At 58.9% G+C, this 25539-nt stretch carries 26 protein-coding genes and 1 riboswitch; of the genes, 9 read left to right on the top strand and 17 right to left on the bottom strand.

The window, feature by feature from the left end:
- Positions 1-27 precede the first annotated feature (27 nt).
- Positions 28-609 (top strand): NADPH-dependent FMN reductase, encoded by a 582-nt coding sequence (gene ssuE, locus AC1MEE_RS04020; protein ID WP_480413968.1) that lies wholly within the window; start codon positions 28-30, stop codon positions 607-609.
- A gap of 16 nt (positions 610-625) precedes the next feature.
- Here ssuE and AC1MEE_RS04015 read toward each other — a convergent pair whose 3' ends face one another.
- The 3 genes from AC1MEE_RS04015 to AC1MEE_RS04005 all read right to left on the bottom strand — a co-directional run bounded on the left by AC1MEE_RS04015 (position 626) and on the right by AC1MEE_RS04005 (position 2638).
- Positions 626-1234 (bottom strand): LysE family translocator, encoded by a 609-nt coding sequence (locus AC1MEE_RS04015; RefSeq protein WP_480413967.1) that lies wholly within the window; start codon positions 1232-1234, stop codon positions 626-628.
- Between the two features lie 137 nt (positions 1235-1371).
- Positions 1372-1638, bottom strand: coding sequence for a hypothetical protein (locus tag AC1MEE_RS04010; protein ID WP_480413966.1), 267 nt, complete (start codon positions 1636-1638; stop codon positions 1372-1374).
- Positions 1639-1735: 97 nt separating this feature from the next.
- Positions 1736-2638, bottom strand: coding sequence for a LysR family transcriptional regulator (locus AC1MEE_RS04005; RefSeq protein WP_480413965.1), 903 nt, complete (start codon positions 2636-2638; stop codon positions 1736-1738).
- A 126-nt stretch (positions 2639-2764) separates the two neighbouring features.
- Here AC1MEE_RS04005 and AC1MEE_RS04000 point away from each other — a divergent pair, with 126 nt between their 5' ends.
- The 3 genes from AC1MEE_RS04000 (at position 2765) to AC1MEE_RS03990 (ending at position 5903) form a co-directional block, all read left to right on the top strand.
- The gene (locus AC1MEE_RS04000; protein ID WP_480413964.1) at positions 2765-3466 is read left to right on the top strand and encodes a CoA transferase subunit A; all 702 of its coding nucleotides are present in this window, start codon (positions 2765-2767) and stop codon (positions 3464-3466) included.
- 89 nt (positions 3467-3555) lie between these two features.
- Positions 3556-4212, top strand: coding sequence for a CoA transferase subunit B (locus AC1MEE_RS03995; protein WP_480413963.1), 657 nt, complete (start codon positions 3556-3558; stop codon positions 4210-4212).
- 272 nt (positions 4213-4484) lie between these two features.
- Entirely contained in the window at positions 4485-5903 is a 1419-nt protein-coding gene (locus AC1MEE_RS03990; RefSeq protein ID WP_480413962.1) for a short-chain fatty acid transporter, read from the top strand.
- A 23-nt stretch (positions 5904-5926) separates the two neighbouring features.
- On the opposite strand, the gene AC1MEE_RS03985 is transcribed toward AC1MEE_RS03990, so the two are convergent.
- Complete coding sequence (locus tag AC1MEE_RS03985; RefSeq protein WP_480413961.1) at positions 5927-6820, bottom strand: LysR substrate-binding domain-containing protein; 894 nt, start codon at positions 6818-6820, stop codon at positions 5927-5929.
- Positions 6821-6922: 102 nt separating this feature from the next.
- Between AC1MEE_RS03985 and AC1MEE_RS03980 the strand changes: the two genes are divergently transcribed.
- Positions 6923-7849, top strand: coding sequence for a DMT family transporter (locus tag AC1MEE_RS03980; protein WP_480413960.1), 927 nt, complete (start codon positions 6923-6925; stop codon positions 7847-7849).
- 535 nt (positions 7850-8384) lie between these two features.
- Here AC1MEE_RS03980 and AC1MEE_RS03975 read toward each other — a convergent pair.
- The 3 genes from AC1MEE_RS03975 to AC1MEE_RS03965 all read right to left on the bottom strand — a co-directional run bounded on the left by AC1MEE_RS03975 (position 8385) and on the right by AC1MEE_RS03965 (position 11458).
- Positions 8385-9101 (bottom strand): CTP synthase C-terminal region-related (seleno)protein, encoded by a 717-nt coding sequence (locus AC1MEE_RS03975; protein ID WP_480413959.1) that lies wholly within the window; start codon positions 9099-9101, stop codon positions 8385-8387.
- 20 nt (positions 9102-9121) lie between these two features.
- Positions 9122-10366: an MFS transporter gene (locus tag AC1MEE_RS03970; protein WP_480413958.1), complete on the bottom strand. Its 1245-nt coding sequence runs from the start codon at positions 10364-10366 to the stop codon at positions 9122-9124.
- 135 nt (positions 10367-10501) lie between these two features.
- Entirely contained in the window at positions 10502-11458 is a 957-nt protein-coding gene (locus AC1MEE_RS03965) for an NAD(P)H-binding protein (protein ID WP_480413957.1), read from the bottom strand.
- 92 nt (positions 11459-11550) lie between these two features.
- On the opposite strand from AC1MEE_RS03965, the gene AC1MEE_RS03960 reads away from it, so the two are divergent.
- On the top strand, positions 11551-12444 hold the full coding sequence (locus AC1MEE_RS03960; RefSeq protein ID WP_480413956.1) for a LysR family transcriptional regulator: 894 nt from the start codon (positions 11551-11553) through the stop codon (positions 12442-12444).
- A gap of 165 nt (positions 12445-12609) precedes the next feature.
- On the opposite strand, the gene AC1MEE_RS03955 is transcribed toward AC1MEE_RS03960, so the two are convergent.
- The 3 genes from AC1MEE_RS03955 to AC1MEE_RS03945 all read right to left on the bottom strand — a co-directional run bounded on the left by AC1MEE_RS03955 (position 12610) and on the right by AC1MEE_RS03945 (position 15250).
- Positions 12610-13518 carry a helix-turn-helix transcriptional regulator gene (locus tag AC1MEE_RS03955; protein ID WP_480413955.1) on the bottom strand — a complete coding sequence of 303 codons (909 nt, stop codon included), beginning with the start codon at positions 13516-13518 and terminating at the stop codon, positions 12610-12612.
- A 107-nt stretch (positions 13519-13625) separates the two neighbouring features.
- Complete coding sequence (locus tag AC1MEE_RS03950; protein WP_480413954.1) at positions 13626-14321, bottom strand: fumarylacetoacetate hydrolase family protein; 696 nt, start codon at positions 14319-14321, stop codon at positions 13626-13628.
- Between the two features lie 164 nt (positions 14322-14485).
- A complete protein-coding gene (locus tag AC1MEE_RS03945) occupies positions 14486-15250 on the bottom strand; it encodes an SDR family oxidoreductase (protein WP_480413952.1) in 765 nt (254 codons plus the stop codon).
- Positions 15251-15435: 185 nt separating this feature from the next.
- On the opposite strand from AC1MEE_RS03945, the gene AC1MEE_RS03940 reads away from it, so the two are divergent.
- Positions 15436-16299 (top strand): LysR family transcriptional regulator, encoded by an 864-nt coding sequence (locus tag AC1MEE_RS03940; protein WP_480413951.1) that lies wholly within the window; start codon positions 15436-15438, stop codon positions 16297-16299.
- Between the two features lie 227 nt (positions 16300-16526).
- Here the strand turns inward: AC1MEE_RS03940 and AC1MEE_RS03935 are convergent, their stop codons facing one another.
- The 3 genes from AC1MEE_RS03935 to AC1MEE_RS03925 form a co-directional block, all read right to left on the bottom strand.
- Positions 16527-17663 (bottom strand): HPP family protein, encoded by a 1137-nt coding sequence (locus AC1MEE_RS03935; RefSeq protein WP_480413950.1) that lies wholly within the window; start codon positions 17661-17663, stop codon positions 16527-16529.
- A 120-nt stretch (positions 17664-17783) separates the two neighbouring features.
- Entirely contained in the window at positions 17784-19220 is a 1437-nt protein-coding gene (gene ccoN, locus AC1MEE_RS03930) for a cytochrome-c oxidase, cbb3-type subunit I (protein WP_480416148.1), read from the bottom strand.
- A gap of 242 nt (positions 19221-19462) precedes the next feature.
- Positions 19463-19864 carry a DUF488 domain-containing protein gene (locus AC1MEE_RS03925; protein ID WP_480413949.1) on the bottom strand — a complete coding sequence of 134 codons (402 nt, stop codon included), beginning with the start codon at positions 19862-19864 and terminating at the stop codon, positions 19463-19465.
- Between the two features lie 74 nt (positions 19865-19938).
- Here AC1MEE_RS03925 and AC1MEE_RS03920 point away from each other — a divergent pair, with 74 nt between their 5' ends.
- Positions 19939-20613 carry a type 1 glutamine amidotransferase gene (locus AC1MEE_RS03920; RefSeq protein WP_480413948.1) on the top strand — a complete coding sequence of 225 codons (675 nt, stop codon included), beginning with the start codon at positions 19939-19941 and terminating at the stop codon, positions 20611-20613.
- Between the two features lie 17 nt (positions 20614-20630).
- On the opposite strand, the gene AC1MEE_RS03915 is transcribed toward AC1MEE_RS03920, so the two are convergent.
- The 3 genes from AC1MEE_RS03915 to AC1MEE_RS03905 all read right to left on the bottom strand — a co-directional run bounded on the left by AC1MEE_RS03915 (position 20631) and on the right by AC1MEE_RS03905 (position 22808).
- The gene (locus AC1MEE_RS03915) at positions 20631-21569 is read right to left on the bottom strand and encodes a 2-hydroxyacid dehydrogenase (RefSeq protein WP_480413947.1); all 939 of its coding nucleotides are present in this window, start codon (positions 21567-21569) and stop codon (positions 20631-20633) included.
- Positions 21570-21834: 265 nt separating this feature from the next.
- Positions 21835-22575, bottom strand: coding sequence for a CbtA family protein (locus tag AC1MEE_RS03910; protein ID WP_480413946.1), 741 nt, complete (start codon positions 22573-22575; stop codon positions 21835-21837).
- Positions 22576-22595: 20 nt separating this feature from the next.
- The gene (locus tag AC1MEE_RS03905) at positions 22596-22808 is read right to left on the bottom strand and encodes a CbtB domain-containing protein (protein WP_480413945.1); all 213 of its coding nucleotides are present in this window, start codon (positions 22806-22808) and stop codon (positions 22596-22598) included.
- Positions 22808-22950, bottom strand: a riboswitch (adenosylcobalamin (AdoCbl) riboswitch). (Overlaps the previous gene by 1 nt.)
- A 48-nt stretch (positions 22951-22998) precedes the next feature.
- Here AC1MEE_RS03905 and AC1MEE_RS03900 point away from each other — a divergent pair.
- Positions 22999-23562 (top strand): histidine phosphatase family protein, encoded by a 564-nt coding sequence (locus tag AC1MEE_RS03900; protein WP_480413943.1) that lies wholly within the window; start codon positions 22999-23001, stop codon positions 23560-23562.
- Between the two features lie 6 nt (positions 23563-23568).
- Here the strand turns inward: AC1MEE_RS03900 and AC1MEE_RS03895 are convergent, their stop codons facing one another.
- On the bottom strand, positions 23569-25488 hold the full coding sequence (locus AC1MEE_RS03895) for a DNA topoisomerase III (RefSeq protein ID WP_480413942.1): 1920 nt from the start codon (positions 25486-25488) through the stop codon (positions 23569-23571).
- Between the last annotated feature and the right edge of the window lie 51 nt (positions 25489-25539).

Genomic DNA, 25539 nt, shown 5'->3' with positions numbered 1-25539 from the left:
GGTGACATTGACCCAAGGAAATACAGCATGTTGGTAGTTTCTCTCTCAGGCAGCCCGACCCTGAAATCCCGCTCCGGCGTGGTCCTGGAACACGCACGCAGTTGGCTGCAAACCCACGGCGTGAACGTCAAGGCCCTCAAGATTCGCGACTTTGCCGCCGAAGACCTGCTTTACGCGCGCTTCGACAGCCCACAAGTGATCGATTTTATCGAGGCGGTCAGGCAGGCCGACGGCCTGTTGATCGGCACGCCGGTGTACAAAGCGTCGTTTTCCGGCGCACTGAAAACCCTGCTCGATCTACTGCCCGAACGCTCGTTGCACGGCAAGGTAGTACTGCCACTGGCCACCGGTGGCAGCATTGCCCATATGTTGGCCGTGGACTACGCGCTGAAACCGGTGCTCTCGGCGCTCAAATGCCAGGAAGTGCTGCACGGCATCTTCGCCATCGATACCCAGATCAGCTACAGCGATAACGACTGGGGTGGCGAACTCGACGAAATCCTCACCGAGCGCCTGCATGAAGGACTCGAGCATTTTCATCATGGTCTGCAACGACGGGTTCAGGCCCGGCACACACTGGTCGCCGGGCATTTGAAATTGGCGTTGTGATCATCCGCTGCCGGGATCAGTGCTCGAACAACAGAGGATATAAAGACAGCACCAACAACAGCGCCATAAAGCCGTTGAATAGACGCAACCAACGCGGCTCACGCAAGACCGTGCGCAGCAGGCTGCCGAAACCGGCCCAGACGCTCACGGTTGGGGCATTGATCAAGGCGAACACGGCCGCGATGATCCACACATTGCTGAAATAGCCCTGCAAGGGGGTATACGTGCTGATCGCCCCCACTGCCATCACCCAGGCCTTGGGATTGACCCACTGAAAAGCAGCGGCGCCCCAATAGCCCAGCGGGCGCGCCTGGCTGTCGAGCTCATCCGCAACCGGCCCCGACGTAGCGATTTTCCAGGCCAGGTACAGCAGATACCCGGCGCCTGCATAACGCAGCACCGTGTACAGCAGCGGATACGCCTGGAACACCGCGCCCAAGCCAAGACCGACCGCCAGCACCAGGACGAAAAAGCCACAGCTGATGCCGAGAATATGGGGGATAGAACGGTTGAAACCGAAGTTCACTCCCGACGCCAACAACATGGTGTTGTTAGGCCCGGGCGTAACGGACGTGACAAACGCAAACAAAGCGAAGGCCAGCAATAGATCAGTAGTCAGTGCCATGAGTCGGTCCACGAGTAGAAACAGTCAAGGACCTACCCTATCGTGGGCGTTGCTGAAAACCCATGGACAGTTGGGTGAAACTTCAGGCGGTACAGTTGTGAGCAGTGACGGTGTTGCAGCTGATTGTGCCTGTGCAATCAACCCTGACGATCAGGGCGAGCGACACTGTGAACCGCGTTCATCTCTCCACGGTTATCGAACTCATGAGCAACCTGTGGTGTGCTGAGCAATTGGGCTTTCTTGACCTGGTATTCGTCGAACGACAAACCACGACGGTTCAAGTCTTCAAGCGCCAGCTCATGGGTCTCTTCAGCGGTGTAGGGACGTAATTCCGGAGCATGGCTGGCACATCCCGAGAGAACGGCAGCGGTGATCAACAGGGCGAGAGTGAGCAGGCGGTTCATGAGCGTTTCCACAGAGTTCGTTTCGGCAATGCGCTCAGGCTACCCGTCGTCGTCTCTCAGCAATAATCACCGCGCTCGATAGTCGTTATCGACTTCCTTATGCCCTCTCCAACACCTGCTCCTGCGCGCACTCGATCAACACATCGCGCAATGCCTGGGCCGCCGCCGAGAGCTTGTGATCCGCCAACATCATCAGACCGATGCGCCGTTCAATGCGAGGCTCGACCAGAGCTATGCAATGCGCGCCCAGCTCGCGCATCTGCTGAATGCACAAGGACGGTACGGCGCTGACCCCCAGGCCATTGGCAACCATGCGGCCGATGGTCGACAACTGATGGCTCTCAAAAGCGACTGACAGTTTGCCGTGTTGCGTGTGCAGGTCTTGTTCGAGCAACAAGCGCACGGCCGAGGGACGTTGCAAGGCAATGAAATCTTGCTGCAACAGTTCGCTCCAGGTCACCTCCCCGTGCTCGGCCAATGGCGAGTCTTTCGGCACCACGGCCACGAAGCGGTCCATGTAGAACGGGGTAAATACCAGCGAACTGCTCGACTCAGGCTCAAAGCCGATACCCAACTCCACTCGCCGATGGCGCACCAGCTCCAGCACCTCTTCGTTGATCACGTCATGCACCGCGACATTGACCCGCGGATAACGATCACGAAACACCTTGAGCGCCCCCGGCAACAAATTACCGGCGAACGAGGGCATCGCCGCAATCGACACTTTGCCCAGTTGCAAGGTGAAGCGCTGGCGCAGCAGTTCTTCGGTGTTATCCCAATCGGCGAGCAACTGCCGCGCCAGGGGCAACAAGGTCTCGCCCTCAGGCGTGAGGCTGACACTGCGCGTCGTACGGCTGAGCAGTTGCCCACCCAGATCGTCTTCCAGGCCTTTGATGGTCAGGCTCAACGCCGGTTGCGACAAATGCAGACGCTCCCCGGCCTGGGCGAAGCTCAGGCATTGCGCCACCGCGAGAAAAGCCCGGAGCTGCTTGACGTTCATATATTTGGTTTCTTTATCAATCCATCAGAAAAACAAAATTAACAAATCATTGAAGGCAAGAGAAGATGCTCTGAACGCACTCCGACAGCCTATTTGTCGGACAACAACTACAAAAGGCGGATCATCATGGCTGGACTCGACAAACGAGTGGCAACGTACAAAGAAGCTCTCGATGGGCTCACCGATAACATGACCGTGCTGTCCGGCGGTTTCGGTCTGTGTGGCATCCCGGAAAACCTGATTGCGGAAATCAAACGCCGTGGCGTCAAAGGTCTCACCGTGGTTTCCAACAACTGCGGCGTCGACGGTTTCGGCCTCGGTGTGCTGCTCGAAGAACGCCAGATCCGCAAAATGGTCGCCTCTTATGTCGGCGAGAACGCCCTGTTCGAACGCCAGTTGCTCAACGGCGAACTGGAAGTCGAACTAACCCCGCAAGGCACCCTGGCTGAAAAAATGCGCGCAGGCGGTGCCGGCATCCCTGCGTTCTACACCGCCACCGGTTACGGCACCCCCGTGGCTGAAGGCAAGGAAACCCGCCAATTCAATGGGCGCAATGTGATCCTTGAAGAAGCGATCACCGGTGATTTCGCCATCGTCAAAGGCTGGAAAGCCGACCACTTCGGCAATGTGGTGTACCGCCACACCGCGCAGAACTTCAATCCGATCGTCGCCACTGCCGGCAAGATCACCGTGGTCGAAGTCGAGGAAATCGTCGAACCGGGCGAACTGTTGCCAAGCGAGATTCACACCCCCGGCATTTATGTCGACCGAGTGATTTTGGGCACCTTCGAGAAACGCATCGAACAGCGCACCGTCAAGAAGGCCTGAGGCGGTTCTTTGGCCGCACTCATGCGCCGTCTCGTACAGAACACTTTCGTATCGAAGACTCTCGTACAAAACAACAAGAGAACCTGACCATGGCACTTTCCCGCGAACAAATGGCACAGCGCGTCGCCCGTGAATTGAAAGACGGCTTTTACGTGAACCTGGGCATCGGCATTCCGACCCTGGTCGCCAACTACGTGCCCACCGATATCGACGTGATGCTGCAATCGGAAAACGGCCTGCTCGGCATGGGTGAGTTTCCGACCGAAGAAACCATCGATGCCGACATGATCAACGCCGGCAAACAAACCGTGACCGCCCGCAAAGGTGCGTCGATTTTCTCCTCGGCCGAATCCTTCGCCATGATCCGTGGCGGTCATGTCGACCTCACCGTGCTGGGCGCTTTCGAAGTCGACGTCGACGGCAACATCGCCTCCTGGATGATCCCCGGCAAGCTGGTCAAAGGCATGGGCGGCGCGATGGACCTGGTGGCCGGTGCCGACAACATCATCGTCACCATGACCCACGCCTCCAAAGACGGCGAATCCAAATTGCTGGCGCGTTGCAGCCTGCCGCTGACCGGTGCCGGTTGTATTCGCAAGGTGTTGACCGACCTGGCCTACCTGGAAATCGCCGACGGCGCTTTCATCCTGCGCGAACGCGCGCCGGGGGTCAGTGTCGAGGAAATCATCGCCAAGACCGCCGGCAAATTGATCGTGCCGAATGATGTTGTGGAAATGAGCTTCTGATAGTGATGCAGCGTCTGGCCGATTGCTTTCGCGAATAAATTCGCTCCCACGGAGGACCACGCATCCCCTGTGGGAGCGAATTTATTCGCGAAGGCGTCAGCCCAGACAGCGAAATACTCAAGATGTAACCAAACGATGCCATCACGTTGTGCCATCCTGCCTCTTCAGCCGTTGAAGGGGCTTGTTGTTTTATAGCTCCAGCGCTTTTTGCGTCAAACAAGAATGGGCTACACCCTTAGCCCCTCAATAATAAATTCAAAAAGGTAGGACTCATGGCCGCCGATATCGAAGACAGCCGCTATGCCCGCTTTGCCCTGCGTTGTGCCAATTGGGCTGAACGCTGGTTCCCCGACTCCTGGGTGTTCGCCGTATTGGCGGTGGTTATCGTGGCCGTTGCAACCATGGCCATGGGCGCCAAGCCGACTGAGGCTGCCAACGCATTCGGCGATGGTTTCTGGAGCCTGATCCCGTTCACCATGCAGATGGCCTTCGTGGTGATTGGCGGCTACGTGGTGGCCAGCTCACCACCCGCCGTTCGCTTGATCGACCGCCTGGCACGCATCCCGAAAAACGGCCGCTCGGCGGTGGCCTGGGTCGCACTGATTTCCATGGTGGCTTCCTTGCTGAACTGGGGCCTGTCGCTGGTGTTTGGCGGCCTGCTGGTTCGCGCACTGGCGCGTCGCACCGATCTGCGCATGGATTACCGTGCCGCCGGTGCTGCGGCTTATCTGGGGTTGGGCGCGGTATGGGCGCTGGGGATTTCATCCTCGGCCGCGCAACTGCAAGCCAACCCTGGCAGCCTGCCACCGTCGATCCTGGCGATCACCGGCATCATCCCTTTCACCCAAACTATTTTCATGTGGCAGTCCGGCGTCATCCTGGCGATGCTGATCGTGGTTTCGCTAGTCATCGCCTACGCCACCGCACCGGGTCCGGCCAGCGCGCGCGATGCAGCGGCCTGCGGTGTCGACCCAAGCTTCAGCATCCCGGTCATACCCAAGCGCTCACGTCCTGGCGAGTGGCTTGAGTACAGTCCGCTCCTGATCATCCTGCTGGTGTTGCTGGCTGCGGGCTGGCTGTTCCATGAATTCTCGACCAAACCGGCGATCACCGCCATTTCCGGTCTGAACACCTATAACTTCTTGTTCATCATGGCAGGTGCGCTGCTGCACTGGCGCCCGCGCAGCTTTCTGGATGCCGTGACTCGCGCGGTGCCGACCACCACCGGCGTACTGATCCAGTTCCCGCTTTACGGTTCGATCGCGGCACTGATGACCACGGTCAAAGGCAGCGATGCGCAGACCCTGGCGCATCACATCTCGACGTTCTTCACCCAGATTGCTTCGCACGATACTTACGCGCTTTTGATGGGCGTGTATTCGGCGGTGCTGGGCTTCTTCATTCCATCGGGTGGTGGCAAGTGGATCATCGAAGCGCCTTACGTGATGCAGGTCGCCAATGACCTGAAATACCACCTGGGCTGGGCAGTGCAGATCTACAACGCGGCAGAAGCGTTGCCGAACCTGATCAACCCGTTCTACATGCTGCCACTGCTGGGTGTTCTGGGCCTGAAGGCGCGTGACCTGATCGGTTTCTCGTTCGTACAGTTCCTGATCCACCTGCCGTTGGTGTTGTTCATGCTGTGGCTGTTGGGCACGACGCTGGCGTATATCCCGCCGGTCATGCCATGACGGTAAGCTTCAGGGGGTAAGCTTCAGGGTGGTGATTTCGCCGCCTCGTTGATCAGCCAGTCCTTGAGCGCCTGCACCGCCGGGCGCGTCATCGACAACCTGGGCTGAACCAGATAAAAACCCTTCACCAGCGGCAATCGCTGGCTGAAGGGTTCGATCAAGACACCGCTTGCCACCTCCTCTTCCGTCAGTACCGCACTGGTCAACACCACGCCTTGATCGTGCCGCGCGGCCTCGATCGCCATCAGCGATTGATCGAAATGAATCCCCCCCAGCGTCGCCACTTCCCCTTTCGGTATCCCGCTAAAGCGCTCCAGCCACTCGCCCCAATTCGGGTGCAAAGTACTGTGCAACAAGGTCGCCAGACGTAAATCATCCGGATGTTTCAACCCCAGGCGCTGTGCATAACTCGGGCTGCAATATAGCCGCGCCTCATCCTGATACAGCAAGTGCGTCTCCAGCTCCGGGGCGCGCCCATCGAAGTGTCGAATCGCCAGATCGACCCGCTCGCTGGCGAAGTCCACCAGCACTGTCGAGGAACTGAGGTGCAGGGCAATCGAGGGATGCTGCTGGAGAAAGCCGGACATGCGTCGGGCGAACCATTTGGCGGCCAGACCGGGAGGCATGGTCAGCCAGACACTGCTGCTTTGACGCTCGCGCAGGGCCTGACTGGCGTCATTGATCTGCGCCAGCGCCGGCTGAATCCGCGCCCAGTACGCCAGGCCGTCCTCGGTGGGTTGCACCTGTCGGATTCGGCGGGTGAACAACGCCACACCCAGCCACTGCTCGAGACTGCGAATCTGCTGGCCGACCGCACCGGGGGTAACGCACAGCTCGGCGGCAGCCAGAGCAAAACTGTTCAGTCGCATGGCCGCTTCAAAATAGACCAGCGATTTAAGGGGCGGCGCACTTTTCATGATGGAGTTTTTCTATTCCATAGAGCACAGATGATGATTTGTAGCCGACCCGTGCGCCGAGCACAATCGGTTTCTCCGCCGCTCACTTCAAAGGCTGCCCTCATGAAAAACATCGCCTATGTGGCATTCGCCTTACTCGGGGTTATCTGGGGTACCAACTTCATTTACATGAAATGGGCCGTGGCCTTGATCACTCCGGCGCAGATCGTCCTGCTGCGAATCTTTTTCGGTTTCCTGCCGATCCTGGTCTTCGCCCTGGTCACCCGCGCTCTGCGCTGGAGCCATTTGCGCCACGCCCATCACTTCCTGGTGATGGCGCTGCTGGCGACCGACATTTACTACTTCGCTTTCGCCAAAGGCACGTCGATGCTGCTGTCGAGCGTGGCCGGCATGCTGAGTGGCGCGATCCCGCTGTTTACCTTCGCCTGTGCCTTCCTGTTCCTGCGTGAAGAGCCGCTGACCCGCCGTGTCGCCACGGGCGTGGCGCTGGGGTTTATCGGTGTGCTGTTGATCGCTCGTCCGTGGGCCACCGGCGCGGGCGGCATTTCCCTCGAAGGCGTGCTGTACATGGTGCTCGGTTCACTGAGCGTCGGCTGTTCGTTCGTGTATGCCAAACGCTTTATCTCCAAACTAGGGATTTCACCGGTCGCGTTGTCGACCTATCAGATCGGCCTGGCGCTGGTGCTGATCGCGGCGGTCACGGATTTGCAGGGCGTGGGCCGTATCATGGAGGATCGACGCGCCTTTCTCGGCGTCGCCATCGGGCTAGGCCTGGCGGGTACCGGCCTCGCTTACATTCTTTATTACTTCATCGTGCACCGTCTGGGCGCTCTGGCGGCGGCTTCGGTGACCTACATTCCGCCGGTCGTGGCGCTGCTGATCGGGGTGTTCATGGCCAACGAACCGGTGCATCTGATCGACCTATTGGCCATCGCCGCCATTCTCGGCGGTGTGTATGTCGTGCAAACCGGCAGGGCCAGGGCCGCCGCCCGGGCATCTGCCCCCATCGCTCCAGTGCTGGAGCGTTAACTCTGCATCACCGGCTTGGCGTGTTCGAACGACTGCATGGGGCGATCTGCATCAAGATCGAGCGTTGTGTCGAGCGCAGGCTGGTGGCGTGACACCGCCGTTCGCAGGCAAGCCTGCTCGCAGGATTCAAGTCATGCCCAAACCTGTGGGGTCAGAGCGAATTGCGTCCTGCCTCGTTCCCCCCTGCGCAACGCCTGCGCTCGGCCTTCTGGCAATGGGGCCTCTCCCGATCTCAGGACTCAATTCGCACAAATCCTGAGGCGAACTAAATCCTGTGGGAGGGCCCGCCCCGTCTTCGACGCCGCGCTGTCGCGCAGCAAACACGGTCTCGGGCGTAGGAGCTGACTTGTCTGCGATAAGGGCCGAAGGACCTTCCAGCGGTGGTGAATTCACTATTTTTGCCAGCGCTTCGCACTGGATCGCAGACAAGTCAGCTCCTACAAGGAATTAGCGTCAGGCTGAAAATTCCATAAAATATACCCTTTATTTTTCAACGGCCTATAGGTTGTTTGATGGGAGCAGGCTTGCCTGCGAATCAATTGACGCCGCGTACCTGACCCACCGCCCTGACAAACGCCGCCACCAACGGCGGAGTAACACCCGTCAGCGCGGCCCTTTCCGGCTGGAACAAGGTTGCAACGAAAAACGGATGCCCATCCAGCTCTATCACCCGCACGTCCCCAGCCTGATCACGCCCCGACACTCTCAGCGGCCCTGACAGCAGCGCCTCGGAGAAGGCTTCGTTCAAACCATAACGGCAACGGTAAGTCTGCGTGGTATTGAGTGCGCCGTAAGCCTGGGCGATCCGCGAGCCGGGGACCAACTCGATCGAATCCTCCGCTTCCACCAACGCACAGCTCAATGCCGTGATCACTGCACGCTCCGCCTCGGGCGAGGTTTCGGCGTGCTCGGCATCCCGCCAGCCCAATTGGTGACGCGCGTACTCGATCACGGCGTGCTGGAACCCGCCGCAGGTGCCCAGAAAAGGAACGCCCTGTTCACGGGCATAACGGATGGCATTCAGCGCGCCATCCGTGTCTTGATAAGGGCTGGCCGGCACGCACCAAACGCCATCGAAACCGGCGAGGGTCGCGATGTTGTGGGCTTGCGGCGTGGGCAGCCACTCAAAACTGATCGCCTGTTGCTCAGCCTCAGCCGCCAGCCTCAACGCCAAAGGGATGGCCTGATGCGCGGTGACTTCCGCGTTGTAATCCCCGACCAATGCAATCCGAACGGTCTTTTCGTGTCCCATGGAATCCCTCCTGAAGTGACTCATATCGGGGCGGCTATCGACGCAATGCGCCCCTGCCGCCCCGCGATCAAAATTAACACCACCGACAACAGTGCGCAGGTCGCGCTGAGCAGGATGGAGGCGGCATAGCTCTGGTACAGATCGAACAGCAATCCTCCCAGGCTCCCGCCCACCAAGGCGGCAATCCCGACCGAGATGTACAACGCGCCAAGGATTGCACCGAGATTCGCCATGCCGAACCAACTGGCGGCGACCGCTGGGTAGAGGGAGATGCAGCCACCGTTTGCCACACCGAAGAAGATGGCGAACACAGCGAGTGAATAGAAGCCATGGGCGCTGAGCCAGAAGCCATTCAGGAGCATCAGCGCGAAGGTCAGGCAGATGAGCAGGCGGCGTGCGCCCATTCGGTCGCCAAGGCTGCCGAGAAACAGCCGCCCGCCGACATTGCCTACGCCGATGAGGCCGATCAGCAGGTTGGACTCGTTGGCTGAAATACCCAGTTGCCGGGCATAGGGATTGATGTGCACCAGCGCAAGGAACAGGCCGACCGAGCCGAAGAAGATTGCCCCGAAATACCACCAGAAGCGTCCCGACCTGACGGCATCGGCCAGCCGCATGCCGGGCAATGTCGTAACACGTCCAAGGGTGCCGGTGCTGGATGGCAGGTCTCCATCTGGCAGCAGCCCGACTTCCTGAGGAGTACTCCTGACCAGCCTCGCCGCCAGCACGCCGAGAACCACGATCACTGCAGCGAAGATGCGCATCGTCGCTTCCCAGGAAAAATGCTGCATCAACAGCCCCGCCGCCATCGGTCCGATGAACGTCCCGACGCCGGTTCCCGCCAGCGCCAGACCCGAGGCCTTGCTGCGATGCTTGACGAACCAGCGCTGCACGGTCGTCACCGTTGGCACATACACCAGACCGACGCCAAGCCCGACCAGCACACAGAACGACACGATAAACAACTGCAACGACGCGGACGCCAGGCTGCTGACGAAAAAGCCGAGGGCCAGCAGCACCACGCCCGCGCTCACCACCAAGCGTGTCGAGATACGATCCGCCAGCGAGCCTGAAAAGACGCCGACCACGTAGTAGATGAAAGCCGTCAGGGAAAACACAGAGGCAACGGAGAAACTTCCCACACCAAAACTGGCCTGGATCTGCGAGAAGAACGCCCCGAAGGAGTAAGCGGCGCCAAAGATCAGCGCCAGCAACAGATGGGCCGCGAACACGACATACCATCCCTGGAATACGTTGGTTTTCATAACACTGCTCTCGGTTCGGACTTGCTGCGTGGCTTGGATGAATCCCGAGAGGGTGCCGTCTGCGCATTCTATTTACAAGGTGACGATGATCTTCCCGAACGGCTGCAATGCGACAGGCCTGCTTGTTTCAGTCAGCTACACACAACCCATGGATATCAACGTCGCTCTAACTGCCTCATCCCACGGCGTATGCGGTTCGTGGCCGAGTACGCTGACCAGTTGGGCGTTGTCCATGCGCAGGGGTTGCTGCCACAAATAGCGCATTTCCTTCAGCTCTCGGAACATCTCGAAAAACGGCGCGACGAAGGGCAAAACCCACCAGGGAAAGCGGCGGGTAACGACTGCTGAGTGGCCGACCATACGCAGGATCGTTGCAACCATCCTGGTTCCATCAGCGTCCCAGTGACCGCGCATATGAAAGGTTGCGAAAGGCGCAAGCCGGTCTTCCTGTTCAAGCAGACGGATCATGGTCTGCGCTACGTCCGGCAGGTAAGCCCATTGATGGCCTATTCCGGGTTTGCCCGGGTAGCGGATAGATCTCAGCGGTTTTCCCGGTTTGACCAGGCCGCTTGCGAACCAACTGTTAGGGTGATTCGACCCGAAAAAATCCCCGGCCCGTACAACCAGGCTATGCACGCCCTCCGACGCTGCCTCTTGCAGACGTCGTTCCAGTTCAACCCGTATCGCACCCTTGCGCGTGACGGGGTGCTGGGGCGAGGTTTCGGAGCACACGGGAAAAACGTCCGGTCCGTAGTTGTAGACCGTCCCGGGTAACAGGATCCGCGCACCAGATGCTCGGGCGGCGGCAATGGTATTGTCGATCATTGGCAGAACAAGACCACCCCAATTACGGTAGCCGGGTGGGTTGACCGCGTGCACGATCAAGGTCGCCCCTGCTGCTGCGGTCACGACATCCTGTCGAACCATCGCGTCTCCGCGTCGCCATTCAAACCGAGTATTTGGATGCTTCACTTCCGTGGGGCTGCGGTGAAGCGCACGTATCAACCAGCCCTGGGCGGCCAACTGCCGTGCCACCTCCCCACCAATGCCGCCCGTAGCGCCCAACACCAATGCAATGCGTTCTTTATTCATGTTGGCCTCACCAGGTTCGATGGCGACCATGTTTGCGCGGACTGTGGTTAAATGAAATTATCGAAAATAACCTATCAACTAAACATTTTTGTATGAATAGATCCGAACCGAGTTGGGAGTTTTACCGAACGTTTCTGGAGGTCCTGCGCGAGGGTTCGCTGTCAGGTGCCGCACGCGTGCTGGGGATGACGCAGCCTACGGTCGGCCGTCATGTAGAAAAGATCGAGGAAAGTATCGGCGCCGCACTGTTCATTCGTACGCAGCAGGGGTTAAGCCCCACGCATACTGCACTCGCACTGCGTCCTTATGCCGAGGCCATGGAATCAACCAGCGCCGCGCTTTTGCGGGTCGCGTCGAGTGAGGGAGAGAACGTGCGTGGCACCGTACGAATTACCGCCAGCGATATTATTGCCGTCGAGGTGCTCCCTTCCATTCTTGCGCAACTGCATGCCGACTACCCGGAACTGGTCATTGAACTGGTGCCATCCAACCGCATGCAAGACCTGCTCCTGCGTGAAGCCGACATCGCCGTGCGCATGCTGGCACCGAGTCAGGACGTGCTGGTTGCCCGCCGGATTGGTGAAGTTGAACTCGGCCTCTATGGGCATCGCAGCTACCTGGATCGGCAGCACCCTCCCGCCAGCATCGACGAACTGAATAACCACGCGCTAATTGGCTACGACAAAGAGACCGCGTTCATCCGCGCGATGAAGGTACAGGTTCCGTGGATAAACCAGATGCGCCTTGCCCTGCGCACCGACAGCGATCTCGCCGGGCTTGCCGCTTTGCGTGCAGGTTTTGGCCTTGGATTCTGTCAGGTTGGCATTGCCAGTCGCGACGCAAACCTGGTGCGCCTGTTCCCCGAACACATCTCCCTGTGGCTCGACACCTGGCTTGTCATGCATGAAGACCTGCGTGACAGCCCCCGATACCGCGTCACGTTTGCGGCCTTGGTCGAAGGGCTGGCGCGTTATGTCGGTGCCTGAACGCTCGCCTGCCATCAGCTTGATGCGCGGTGTCAAATTCGCCGCCTTCGCGAATAAATTCGCTCCCACAGGGGACTGCATATTTTCTGTGGGAGATTCGATGTGCCCAGGCAACACACAACACTGTGGGAGCGAATTCATTCGCGAATGGCCTGACGCGGTGTGTCAGATGCCCCCCAGATGCTGCCGTCGAAACTGCCCCGGCGGCATACCGTTGGCTTTGCGAAAGCGCCGGGAAAAGTAGGCTTCATCGGCAAAGCCACACACTTGAGCGATGTGGCTGACGGGCTTGGTGCTGTTGATCAGGTGGGTACGCGCCAGGCGCATGCGTCGTTCCAGTACCAGCTCGGAAAACGTGCTGCCGGTTTCCTTGCGCAGCAGGTGCGTCAGGTAGTTGGGCGACAGAAAGGCCGCAGCGGCAGCATCTTTGAGGGTCATGCCGGGGTTGGCGATGTGTTCGCGAATATAAGTGGATACCCGCCCCAACGCATCGCGCCGTCCGCGCTTTTGCGCCTTGCTGGCAGACAACTCCAGCAGCCGGGTTTCGTACAGCGTGCACACCTTGCCGATCAACTGCAGCAGATAGCCCCTGAGCATCAGGCTGGTACCCAACTGGCGGGTCTGGTCCAGTTCGCGCATCTTGTGCAGCAGGGCTTCAACCTCCGCGAAGTCAGCCTCTTCAAGGATGAAATCGAGATACTCCTGAAAGCGGAACGGCGCCAGCTCCGGGGCTTCTGCCAGCGAAACATCCTCAAGATCCATAGGATCACAAGGCATATGTTGCAGGAGAAATTCCTGGGAGAAGTTGATCAGGACAAAATTTCCGTCCTCGGGATGAGGGATCACGTGCAAACGATGCGGCAGGATGAACGCCAGGGTGTTGCGTGGGAACGGTCGAATGGCACCGCCAATGTGCTGCACGGTATCGCCGCCCAGATTGATCTGGATCTGGAAGTATTCATGTCGATGAGGCGTCGTCAGCGCCGGACGAGCCGACTTGTCGCGGATGTAGAAGTCCGTCCGGTCGCTGCGTTGCTGCATGCCGTAAGTGGGAACACGGGACAATGTTGGCATGGCTGACGCCCCCTGACTTCGCTTCGAACTGACCGCCACAGGGTATTTCAGCGTGGCGGTCAGGCCCAGCGAATTATTGGCGGGGCGAGTCACCCGGCCGGTTTGCTTCAGCGAGCGCTGACGGTGAACGTGAACTCGCTGATCCCGTCGATACCGCCGCTGACCACATCACCCACTTGCAGCGCCCCGACACCGGCCGGCGTGCCAGTAAAGATCAGGTCGCCCGCCTTGAGTTTTACCGATTGCGAGATGTAGCTGATCACGTCCTTGACCGGCCAGATCTGGTCGCTAAGATCCCCACGTTGCCGCTCGACACCGTTGACCTTCAGCCAGATCGCGCCTTTTTCCGGATGGCCTGCCGTGCTGACCGGCACCAGCGGGGTGCTTGGCCCGGACTCGTCGAATCCTTTGGCCCAATCCCACGGCCGCCCCATCTTCTTGGCCTGGGCCTGAATATCACGACGGGTCAGGTCGGCGCCCGCCGCATAGCCCCAGACATGGCTCAAGGCGTCTTCAGGTGCAATATCGATACCGTCCTTGCCAATCGCTACCACCAGTTCGATCTCATGATGCAGATCTTCGGTCAGCGCCGGGTAGGCAATATTCCCTTGCGCAGGAACAATCGCATCAGCCGGTTTCATGAAGAAAAATGGCGGTTCACGATCAGGGTCATGGCCCATTTCCCGGGCATGGTCCGAGTAATTCCTGCCAACGCAAAACACCCGGCGAATGGGGAAACGGCTCGACGTGCCTTGAACGGCCAACGAGGGCGCTGTAACAGGTGCAATGACGAAATCGCTCATGGTTCTCTCCTTTAAGGGAAGCGCCAGCCTGAAGGGATCGAGCTGCGGCTGCCATGACGTCAGTGTGCGCAGAACGGCCCGCGACAGGTTGGACAGAACGATGAAGCTTTTGGACGGAACAACGCATGTCGCTGATTAAGCCTGCCGATGTCCCGTCCCGCCCCTCAACCCCGTCCCACGAACGGCATATTGCTCGCCATCACCGTCATATTGAGGACGTTGGCGGTCAGCGGTAGACCCGCCATGTAGCGCACTGCATCGGCCACGTGCTGGACGTCGAGCATCGGTTCCGCGGCGATTTGCCCATTGGCTTGAGGCACACCTTTGGCCATTCGTGCCGCCAGCTCGGTCATGGCATTGCCGATATCGATCTGGCTGCAGACGATATTGAACGCGCGACCATCGAGGGAGGTGCTTTTGGTCAGGCCCAGCACCGCGTGTTTACTGGCGGTGTAAGGCGAGCTGAACGGACGCGGCGTGTGCGCGGAAATCGAGCCGTTATTGATGATGCGACCGCCTTGGGGTGTCTGCCTTTTCATCAAGCCGAAGGCGGCCCGGGTGCAGAGGAACACGCCCGTCAGGTTGGTATCGATCACGTTCTTCCATTGCTCGACCGTCAGCTCATCCATCGTCACGGCCGGCGCACCGACACCCGCGTTGTTGAACAACACATCGAGACGGCCATAGGTCTGTTCGATCTGCGCGAACAGCGCATCGACGCTGGCCGGATCACGCACATCGGTGGTCACTGCCAAAGCCTGCTGCCCGGCAGCACGCGCCTCTTCAGCGAGTTCAACCAATGGCTCCAGCCTGCGGCCAGCGAGTACCACACGGTAACCGTCCTGCAAAAAAACTTGCGCCACCGCGCGGCCAATACCACTGCCGGCGCCGGTCACGAGCGCGACTTTCGATGCTGAAGAATGAGGCATGAGTGATCTCCTGAAGGGCTTGTGAGGATTGTGTAGCAATCGAGTGTTTGGCGAGTGACAGAGGCCGAATCTAGCGCAAGCGGTGCCGAGTACGCAGCAACTTCTGGTTAATCAGTCATTAGTAGGCTCCCGGCGTGCAGTTGATATCACTACAATCCAGACTTCTGATTTGAAGTGAAACCCACATGGACATCGACCTGGCCCGGACCTTTGTTGAAATCGCTCGTTACGGCAGCCTTATCGCTGCCGCCGAACGACTTCATGTCACGCAGACGGCCATCACGGCCCGCGTGCAGAAGCTTGAGAGCCACCTCAACTGCAAGCTGTTCATACGTAACCGGGCCGGGGCCAGATTGACCGCAGATGGTGAAGCGTTCGTCGTCTACGCCAATCAACTGGTGCAGACGTGGGAGGCGGCTCGCCGAGACCTGCCTCTGCCTGAGGGCTACCGCAATGTGCTGCATATCGGTGGCGAGGTCAGTTTGTGCAACCCGCTGATGCTGAGCTGGGTGCGACTGATGCGCGAAATGATCCCGACCCACGCCTTGCGCGCAGAAATTGGCGACGGCAAGCAGTTACTGCAGCAACTTGAAATGGGTGTGCTGGATGCGGCGCTGGTCTATCAGCCGACCTACTGGCCGGGCCTGCAAGTCGAACAATTGCTGGAAGAAAAGCTGATTCAGATCCGGCTGAAATCCAACCCGGAACCTTACGTGTATGTCGACTGGGGCGACGATTTTCGCAAGCAACATGACGCGGCGCTTCCCGACCAGGCCAAAGCGGCAGTCAGCTTCAACCTGGGGCCACTGGCGCTTCAATACATTCTCGAAAATGGCGGTGCCGGTTATTTCCGCACGCGAGTGGTCCAGAGCTATCTGGACAGCGGAGTACTCGAGCGGGTACCCAGGGCGCCGGAATTCACCTACCCCACGTACCTGGTCTACTCACGGGACCGTGATTCAGCGGTGCTGCAGTCGGCTTTCGAATTGTTGCGAGACATCGTCAAGACCGACAGTGATTGGTCGCAACGGTGGGATCCGATGATCTAGGAGCCCCTCAAAAAATCTGTAAACCGCTGAAAAATAAAATATAAATTTTAAGTCAGGCACCGATCGACTGTAGGAGCTGACTTGTCTGCGAAGGCCATTCAACGCGGTGGGTCTGACAGATCGCGCCGTATGTTCTTCGCAGACAAGTCAGCTCCTACGCCCTCCGGGCAGAAGCGGGACCGTGTTTGCTGCGCGACAGCGCGGCGTCGAAGACGGGGCGGGATCTCTCACCCAAGATGCATGATCAAGTCCCGGTGAAGCGCTGCAATCAGGTCGGTCTGAGTCACGATGCCGACCAACGCCCCCTTCTCCATCACCGGCAGGCAGTGCAGCCCCAGGCCCGATAACAACGGAATCAATTCGACGACATGCGCATCGCTCTGCACGCAGGTGACCGGGCGGCTCATCACTTGCTCCAGCACAACGCTGCGGTTCAGGCCCAATCGACCCAACACACCGAATCGTTTGGTATTGAGCGGGTGCCCAAGCAAATCAATCAGGCTGACTATGCCGACAAGGTGCCGCTCCTCGTCCAGAACCGGCAGCGTCTTGAGGTGATGCGAGGTCAGCATCTTCAGCGCCTGTTCGAGCGACGTGTCCGGGGTCGCGCACTGCAGATCACGGGACATGATCTGGGCAGCCGTTATATCCCCCATGCTGCGTCGTAACGCGTGTTTTTCAGTGGCACGCACGATTTCTTCAAGCTCTTCACGCGTCACATCGACAAACTCGCCCAGGTCCGCCAGCGCCAGATCCAGGTCCGCCGACGTGATGCCTACTCGTTCATCCGGGGCCGGATCGTGAGTGTGATGCACCTCTTTGGAAGCCGTCGCATGCACTTTCGGATAACGCACACCGGTGATGTTGTTGTAGAGCAGCGCCGCAATGAGCAGGCAAAACACATTGAGCATGACCGGGTAAAACACATGCAGGCCCATTCCGGTCAGCTCGGCATCTGCCAGCACCAGACACAAGGCCAGCGCAGCCCCCGGCGGATGCAAGCAACGCAACACACACATTGCACCCAGGGACAGCCCGACGGCCAAGGCAGCGCCTTCCAGCGAATGACCGAAATAATGGCTGATGAGCAGCGCCATAGCCGTTGAGGTCAAATAACCACCTATAACCGGCCAGGGCTGCGCCAGTGCCCCCGACGACACCGCAAACAAAATGACCGCCGACGCCGCCACAGGTCCCATCAGGTGCAATGCCACAGGAGTGCCAAAGACTTCGCGACAGACCAGCATACTGATCAGCATCCCGAGAGAACTTCCGAAACTTGCTCGAAGCCATTCTTTGGGACGCGTATTTAATGTCGCCGGTGTAAAACCACTCAACCAACCCATAAAACCGTAACGCTGCATAATCAAAACCAGATTTAAAAACAGGCTCACTGACACAATAAGGTGAGCGTCGTATCAGCGAGAGATACTCATTAAACCCCGCCCTTGGACAGGGCATCGGTTCGCACTTCAAATCGTCAATCAGGCAACGGTCGCAATGGCCGATTGAACGTTACGCTCTCCAGCCCGCACAGTGCGCCAGGTGTTGTAGGCCATCAGCAGCATCCCACTCGCAAACGTGGCGCCGCCGATAAGCCGCACGATGTAACCCGGGTGACTGGCTTGCAATGCCTCGACGAAGGAGTAGGTCAATGTCCCGTCTTCGTTGATCGCGCGCCACATCAAACCCTGGGTGATGCCGTTGACCCACATCGAAGCGATGTACAGAACGGTGCCGATGGTCGCCAGCCAGAAGTGAACGTTGATCAGCCCCACGCTGTGCATCTGCTCACGGCCATACAGCTTGGGAATCATGTGATACAGCGTGCCGATCGAGATCATCGCGACCCAGCCCAGAGCGCCGGCGTGTACGTGGCCGATGGTCCAGTCCGTGTAGTGAGACAGCGAGTTGACGGTCTTGATCGCCATCATCGGGCCTTCGAACGTCGACATGCCGTAGAACGCCAGCGACACCACCAGGAATCGCAGGATCGGGTCGGTACGCAGTTTGTGCCATGCACCCGACAGGGTCATCATGCCGTTGATCATGCCGCCCCAGCTTGGCGCCAACAGAATCAGCGACATCGCCATACCCAGCGACTGCGCCCAATCCGGCAGCGCGGTGTAGTGCAAATGGTGCGGACCGGCCCAAATGTAGAGGGTAATGATCGACCAGAAGTGCACGATGGACAGGCGATAGGAATAGATAGGACGCTCGGCCTGCTTGGGCACGAAGTAATACATCATGCCCAGAAAACCGACGGAGAGAATAAAGCCCACGACGCTGTGACCATACCACCACTGCACCATCGCATCGGTCGCGCCGGAATAAATTGAATAGGACTTGAACAGGCTGACCGGGATAGAGAGATGGTTAATCACATGCACCATGCCCGTGACCACGATGAAGGCACCGTAAAACCAGTTGCCGACATAAATATGTTTTACGGTGCGTCGGGCAATAGTGCCGAAGAATAAGTAGGCATACGCTACCCAGACAAAGACCACCGCTATCGCGATGGGCCATTCCATCTCGGCGTATTCTTTAGACGTGGTTAAACCCAGTGGGTAAGTAATCAGCAGCGCGACGATAATCGCTTGCCAGCCCCAGAACACAAAGTTGGCCAACTTGTCCGATATCAACCGGACCCGGCTGGTGCGTTGGACCACATAGAACGAAGTGGCGAATAATGCCCCTCCGCCAAATGCAAAAATCACCAGATTGGTATGGATCGGACGCAGCCGGCCGAACGTGGTCCAGGGCAATTCAAGGTTCAGTTGAGGCCAGACTAACTGGGCCGCCAGAACCACCCCCATCCCCATACCAAGGATTCCCCAGAACAGGGTCATTAGAGTGAAACGGCGAACGATTTCATAATTATAAGAAGCGCTGATATCAGGAGGCGTTGCACTGGCCATCATTATTCCATTGCTCAAGAAAACGCTGAGTGACTCACGCTAATACCCAGGAAAAGACACTGTATGCCTTCAACCTGGTATTCATGACCCAACGAGACGGGTACCCGATGACATCGGGTAATGAGGATTGAGCTGTGAACCCCAGCAGTGTGCCAATCGACAGAAGGCTGGGCAATGTCAAAATAATGATGCCTGACTGCACTTTTATTGATGTTATTTCCAGGCTCGGCGCAATCAGCCGCTCAATTCAGTTGCTCCCCGGCATAACACACGGGTGAACTTTGCGGCCCTTGTTTATCCAACTCGTCTTCAAGCCACTCCACTAGCACGATGGCATTGTTATGCTGGATGTCTTTCGCAGAGTAGATGAGTGTCAGCGTGCCCTGGCGGGCTGACTCGAGCAGTCTCCACCAATGCTCCGGGTGGGCCGTCAGTTCCTGTCGATACGCTGTACGAAAGTCTGCGAAGTTCAACTCGCCACTTTTGAAGGCTTTTCTCAATGCGGTAGTCGGGCCTGTGTCAGGCAGCCATTCGTTCAGAATCAGTTGATCCTTACGCACGTTGCGCGGCCACAGGCGGTCGATCAATACACGGTGGCCGTCGGCAGGAGATGCCGGGTCATAGGCTCGTTTGCATTGAATCATGGTCCTCTCCTTTTACCGACCGGATGAGTATAGTTGGCGCTGAACCGAGCCCTGCTTTCAAAGGAAAAAAACGAGTGACGTCGCAACCACTAACGCTGAATCTGGTACAGCACCACCCTGCCGAAGGACCGGGCGAAATCGCGCGCTGGGCTGAAGAGCGAGGCCTGTCTTTAGCTATTTTCCGTGCCTACCTTGGTCAACTGCCGCCCGTGGGTGACGCCCCCGTCATGCTGCTGGGTGGACCCTACGAAGCCAACGCCGGCCCGTCATGGCTACAGGCGGAGCGTGAGTGGCTTGCCGCGAGCCTGGCACAGGGTGCCCCGGTTTTTGCCATCTGTCTCGGTTCCCAGTTGTTGGCCCTGGGCCTCCACGCAACCGTGGGGCGCATGCCAGAGATGGAAACCGGCTGGAGCAATGTGCAGTTCGACGATGGCCAGACACTCGACGTGCTGCAATGGCATGAAGACTCATTCAGTCTGCCACCTGGCGCTAAGGGGCATGGCGTCAGCGCAGCCTGTAAACAACAGATGTTTTCATTGGGGCCGCGACGTGTTGGCTTGCAGTTCCATCCCGAATGGAACGAGGAATCCGTAGCAACCCTCAATCAGCATTTCGGTGACGAATCGCCACTGCCGCGCAGCAGTGACAACGATCAGGTACAGGCCTATGCCAGCGTTGCCCGTTGGCTCAGGATGACGCTCGATACCTGGTGGGCCGCTGCTTGCGACGGCAGGTCAGTGCAGGGATAACAGAGCCCTCGATCGAGTCAGTGGTGCACTGGCGTCAGTACCGGTTGCCCGGAGAAATACGCCAGCAGATTGTCCGCCACCAACTGAACAGTGCCCTGTGAAGCTTCCGGCGATAGACCGGCGACATGGGGTGTGAGCACCACGTTGCCCAATGCCTTGAGCGCGTCTGGCACGTGTGGCTCATCGTCAAACACATCCAGTGCGGCGCCAGCGATACGTTTGTGTTCAAGCGCATCGATCAAATCGGCGGTCGAGACAACGCTCGCACGCGCGATATTGACGATAAAACCCGTGGGGCCAAGGGCCTCAAGAACCTGCTTGTCGACCAGCTGCCGAGTTCCCGTACCGCCCGGCGTTGCGACGATGAAGAAGTCCGATGCGCTCGCCAGTTCGCTCGGGGTTGCGCAATACGCGTAGGACACATCGCTGCGCGGATGGCGATTGTGATAACTCACAGACATATCAAAGCCCAGTGCGGCACGCTTGGCGATCGCCAGGCCCACAGCGCCCAGCCCCAGAATACCCAGGCGTTTGCCGGCCAGCGAAGGACGCATGATCTTGCTCCACTCGCCGCGCCGCACCGAGGCATCGGCACGCGGGATATCACGCACCAGCGAGAGCAGCAGCGCCAGCGCATGGTCAGCGACCGAGGGCGCGTTGACCCCTGCCCCGTTGGTCACCACGACGCCCCGAGCCTGAGCAGCCTCAAGATCGACGTGCTCATACCCGGCGCCGATCACGCAGATGATTTCCAGGTGTGGCAGCGCGGCCATTTCCTCGGCATAAAAACCCAACGGACCACGAGTCAACACCGCATTGATCCGGGCGCCGTGGGTTGCAATGGCCTTTGCCCGTTCGACCGGAGTCGGAGCAAGAATCAGGTTGAAGCCACTGCTTTCGAGTATCGGCAGATAGTCGTTGATGGTTTCCACCAGCACCAGAACAGTCGTTGTCATGCGCCCCTCCTATCAATAAACCGATAAGCCATTGAAAAATAAAACATAAATTTCATCAAAACGCCGATCCCCTGAATCGAGACCGTGTTTGCTGCACGACAGCGCGGCGTCGAAGACGGGGCGGGATCTCCTATCAGGATCAAATGTCGGACAACCGGGATCAATGCGTCGACTATGCCGCATATCGGCCATGTGGGTCATCTGACAAATGGCTTATAGCAAAAGGCCCGCACGAGGCGGGCCTTTAATCACGATTGGCGCTTGATCACGAGTGAAACCTGGCCCGCGATGATGAGCCCACGGGCTTCAACTTACGCTCGGCCAGCCAGCCGAACGTCAGCCCGACGGTGGTCCACAGCACGATTTGAATGCCCAGGGAGGCCACACGGAACTTCCACAGCAGCACGGCAGAGAAGCTGTCCGGCACTTCGTTGATGGTCGGGAACAGCAAGCCCGCCACCGCAACGATCACCAGGTACAGCGCGACAGCCAGCAGCGATCCACTCCAGACGCCGCGACTGGCAATCAGCTTACGCGCCGCATTGATCGCAATGACCATCGCGGCCACGGAAACCAACAGCATCAGGAAGAACAGTTTTGTGCGCTGCCCGATTGTTTCCGGATCACCGATCGAGGGCGGGTTGGCGGGATATTTCAAGCCCGGCACCAGAATCACCGCGACGAACGCCGCCAATGCCAGCAATGCGGCCAGCCCACGAGGACCTATAGACCCTGCGCGGCCCAGCGAATAGGCAAACACCAGGGCAAAGATTCCGCCCAGCGAAACGCTGTACACCAGGATCCCTGTCAGCAGGCCGACAGTGCTTTGCACTTCGCGGCTGACCAGTTCTTCTTCATGCGCATCGCCATGCATCGCAGACATTTGTTCTTCGAAGGCAATCGCCCTGTCGATCTGCGGCTCACCAAACACTTTTGCAAAACCAAACGCGAGAATACCGGCGAGCAGGCCCACCAGCATTCCCCGGACGAGTAAATGCCCAGTCATGGAATGTTCCTTGATTTAAGTCAGTGGCAAGGGAAGCCAAGCAGGTGGCGACCGTCATGCACAAACTCATGAACGTACATCCCGGAAATCAACGACGTCGCGCCTTGTTCAGCACCGACGAAATAAAGGGCCAGCATCAATAGCAAGCCGACGAAAATCGCCCATGGCAGGATTTCCCCCAGCGGAATGGCGGGGATTGAAATATCGGTTTGTGTTGTAGCGCTATAAGCCATAAAAGCCTCCAGGGAATACGCGTCCCAGTACGGATTACGGGATGGACGAAGCAAGGTCTGGCTTACGGTAAAATACCGAATACAGTGGCGCGACCGCGCCGGAATCGAACCGGCTTCCTGCTTCGCAACAAAATGATGCAACTGCGCTGGCAGTGTACTCTCCTCAATTCGCAAAACCAGATGGTTCTCAGTGATGGCTATTCGTTTGACCCTGATTTGCCATGCCCGAACCCTCGCGCAAAAACTCGCGCGTTTTCCGCTGGATGAGCCCATCGAACTGGATTGGCAGGCTGCGGGGCATTCCCTGTCCGGCACCTTCAAACCGTCGGCGCATCTGCTCAGCGCACCAGAAACCCGCGCCAGGCAAACCGCTCACCTGTTCGGCTCGGAGATGGAGATCGTCCCCGAACTGCACGATTGCGATTTTGGGCGCTGGCAAGGGCAGCGCATCAACGATCTACAGGAACATGAAGCCGAGGCGCTTCAGACCTGGATTGCCGACAGCGCTTCGGCACCCCATGGCGGCGAATCCGTAGCCCAGGTCTGCGCGCGCGTCGGCGCCTGGCTCGACACCCTGCGAACGCCAGGGCATTTTGTGGTGATCACCCACCCGTTCGTGATCCGCGCCGCCATCCTGCACGCCCTGCAATGCCCGCCCGCCGCCTTCAACGCCATCGATATCGAGCCGTTATCGGCGACCGAGCTGCGGTTCAACGGGCGGTGGCGATTACGGATGGAACAGGGTTTTCTGTGAGGTGCGTCAACCCACTGCGGGTTTCTTGCGGGTCGATGTCTTGCGTTTCTTCTTCCAGGCTCCACCGCCGCGACCGGACGGGCTCGCCGGTCCGGTGATGGTCAGGCTCAGGCTGGCGCAACGCTCCACCTGCTTGCTCATCCACGCTGACTGCTTGGCAACGAAATCCTCCAGGCTCATCTCGCCGCTTTGCACCATGTCCAGTGCCTGCTCCCAGATGGCCGTGGTGCCAGGATCGGCGATGGCTCGGGGAACGGCGTCGATCAGGCTGAAGGCTGCCGGGGTGGCGGCCAATGCCTTGCCCACCTTGGTCAGGTAGCCCCGATCCAGCAATCCCTGGATGATCCCGGCGCGCGTCGCCTCGGTGCCGATACCGGTGGTGTCCTTGAGTTTTTGCTTGAGCCGGGGATCGGCTACCAGCTTGGCAACATTTTTCATCGCCTTGATCAGATCACCCTCGGTGAAGGGTTTTGGCGGCTGGGTCCATAGATCCTTCAGCATCACGTCCGTAACGGCGCAATCTTGCCCCTCGGTCAGGGCTGGCAATGCCTGGGGGGGAGGCGCTTCGCGACCTTTGGTGGGCGTCAGGGCTTGCGGCAACGCACGCCGCCAGCCCGGCTCGACGATCCGCTTGCCCACCGCACGCAACGCCTGCCCGGCGCACTCGAGGTCTGCCTGGGTTCGATCGTATTCGTGGTTCGGCAGAAACTGCGCCACATAGCGCGCGCGTATCAAGGTGTAGACCGCCCGTTGTTTGCCCGCCAAGCGCCCAAGGTCAATCGTTGCGGCAGTCGGGATGATGCCGTGGTGGGCACTGACCTTGGCGTCGTTCCAGGCCCGCGAGCGGCGCTGCGGGTCGACATGCTTCAGCAGGTCGGCCAGGTCTGGATCGGCACGCCCCAGGCCGGCCAGTATCGCCGCGGCCTCGCTGTGCTGACTCAGTGGCAGATAGCCGCAATCACTGCGCGGGTAGGTAATGACTTTGTAGTTCTCGTAGAGTGCCTGGGCGATATCCAGGGTTTCCTGGGCGCCAAGACCCAGCTTTTTGGAGCACACTTCCTGCAATGTGCCCAGATCAAAAAGCAAAGGCGGCGGTTCGCGCATACGCTCGGTGCGCAGCCTGGACACTCGGGCGCTCATGGCGTCACGCAAAATCGCCGCAGCCTTTTTCGCCAGCGTCTGATCCTGGCAGCGACCGTGTTCGTCGCATGTGTCTTCTGGAGGGCACCACTGTGCAGAGAAAGACGTACCACCGCTAAGCAGCTGGACCTCGATGGCCCAATACGGGACCGGCACGAAATCAGCAATGCTGCGATCGCGGTCCACGACCAGACGCAGGGTCGGCGTCTGTACGCGACCCACCGGCAGTACGCCTTGGTAGCCGGACTGACGCCCAAGCAGCGTGAATAACCGGCTCATGTTCATGCCGATCAGCCAGTCGGCACGGGAACGGCCCAACGCCGAATGGTAGAGACTGAACGTTTCGGCACCGGGCTTGAGCGCCGCTAATGCCTTGCGGATGGAGGCATCGTCCAGGGCCGACAGCCAGAGCCGTTGAATCGGTCCACGATACCGGCAATGCTCTACCAATTCACGGGCGATCATCTCACCCTCGCGGTCAGCGTCAGTGGCAATGACCAGCTCATGGGCTTCGCCGAGCAAACGCTTGACCGCTTTGAACTGGCTGGCGGTCTTCGGTTTTACCAACATCTTCCACTGCTGGGGGACGATGGGTAGATCGGCCAGAACCCAGCGTTTATAGCGGGCGTCGTAGGCATCCGGCGGTGCGGTTTCCAGGAGGTGGCCGATGCACCAGGTCACCGTTACGTTCGACCCCACCCAGCAGCCGTCGCCGCGTCGGTTGGCGCCAAGCACCTTGGCAATGTCTTTGGCCTGAGAAGGTTTTTCACACAGGAAGAGCTGCATGGACATCATTCATTTCTTGCAGAGATGACGTACAGCATGCGCAGTGCCGGG

This window comes from Pseudomonas sp. ASL3 (assembly GCF_056680425.1).
Note: the sequence above shows the minus strand (reverse complement) of the source record. Positions and strands in the feature narration are given on the sequence as shown.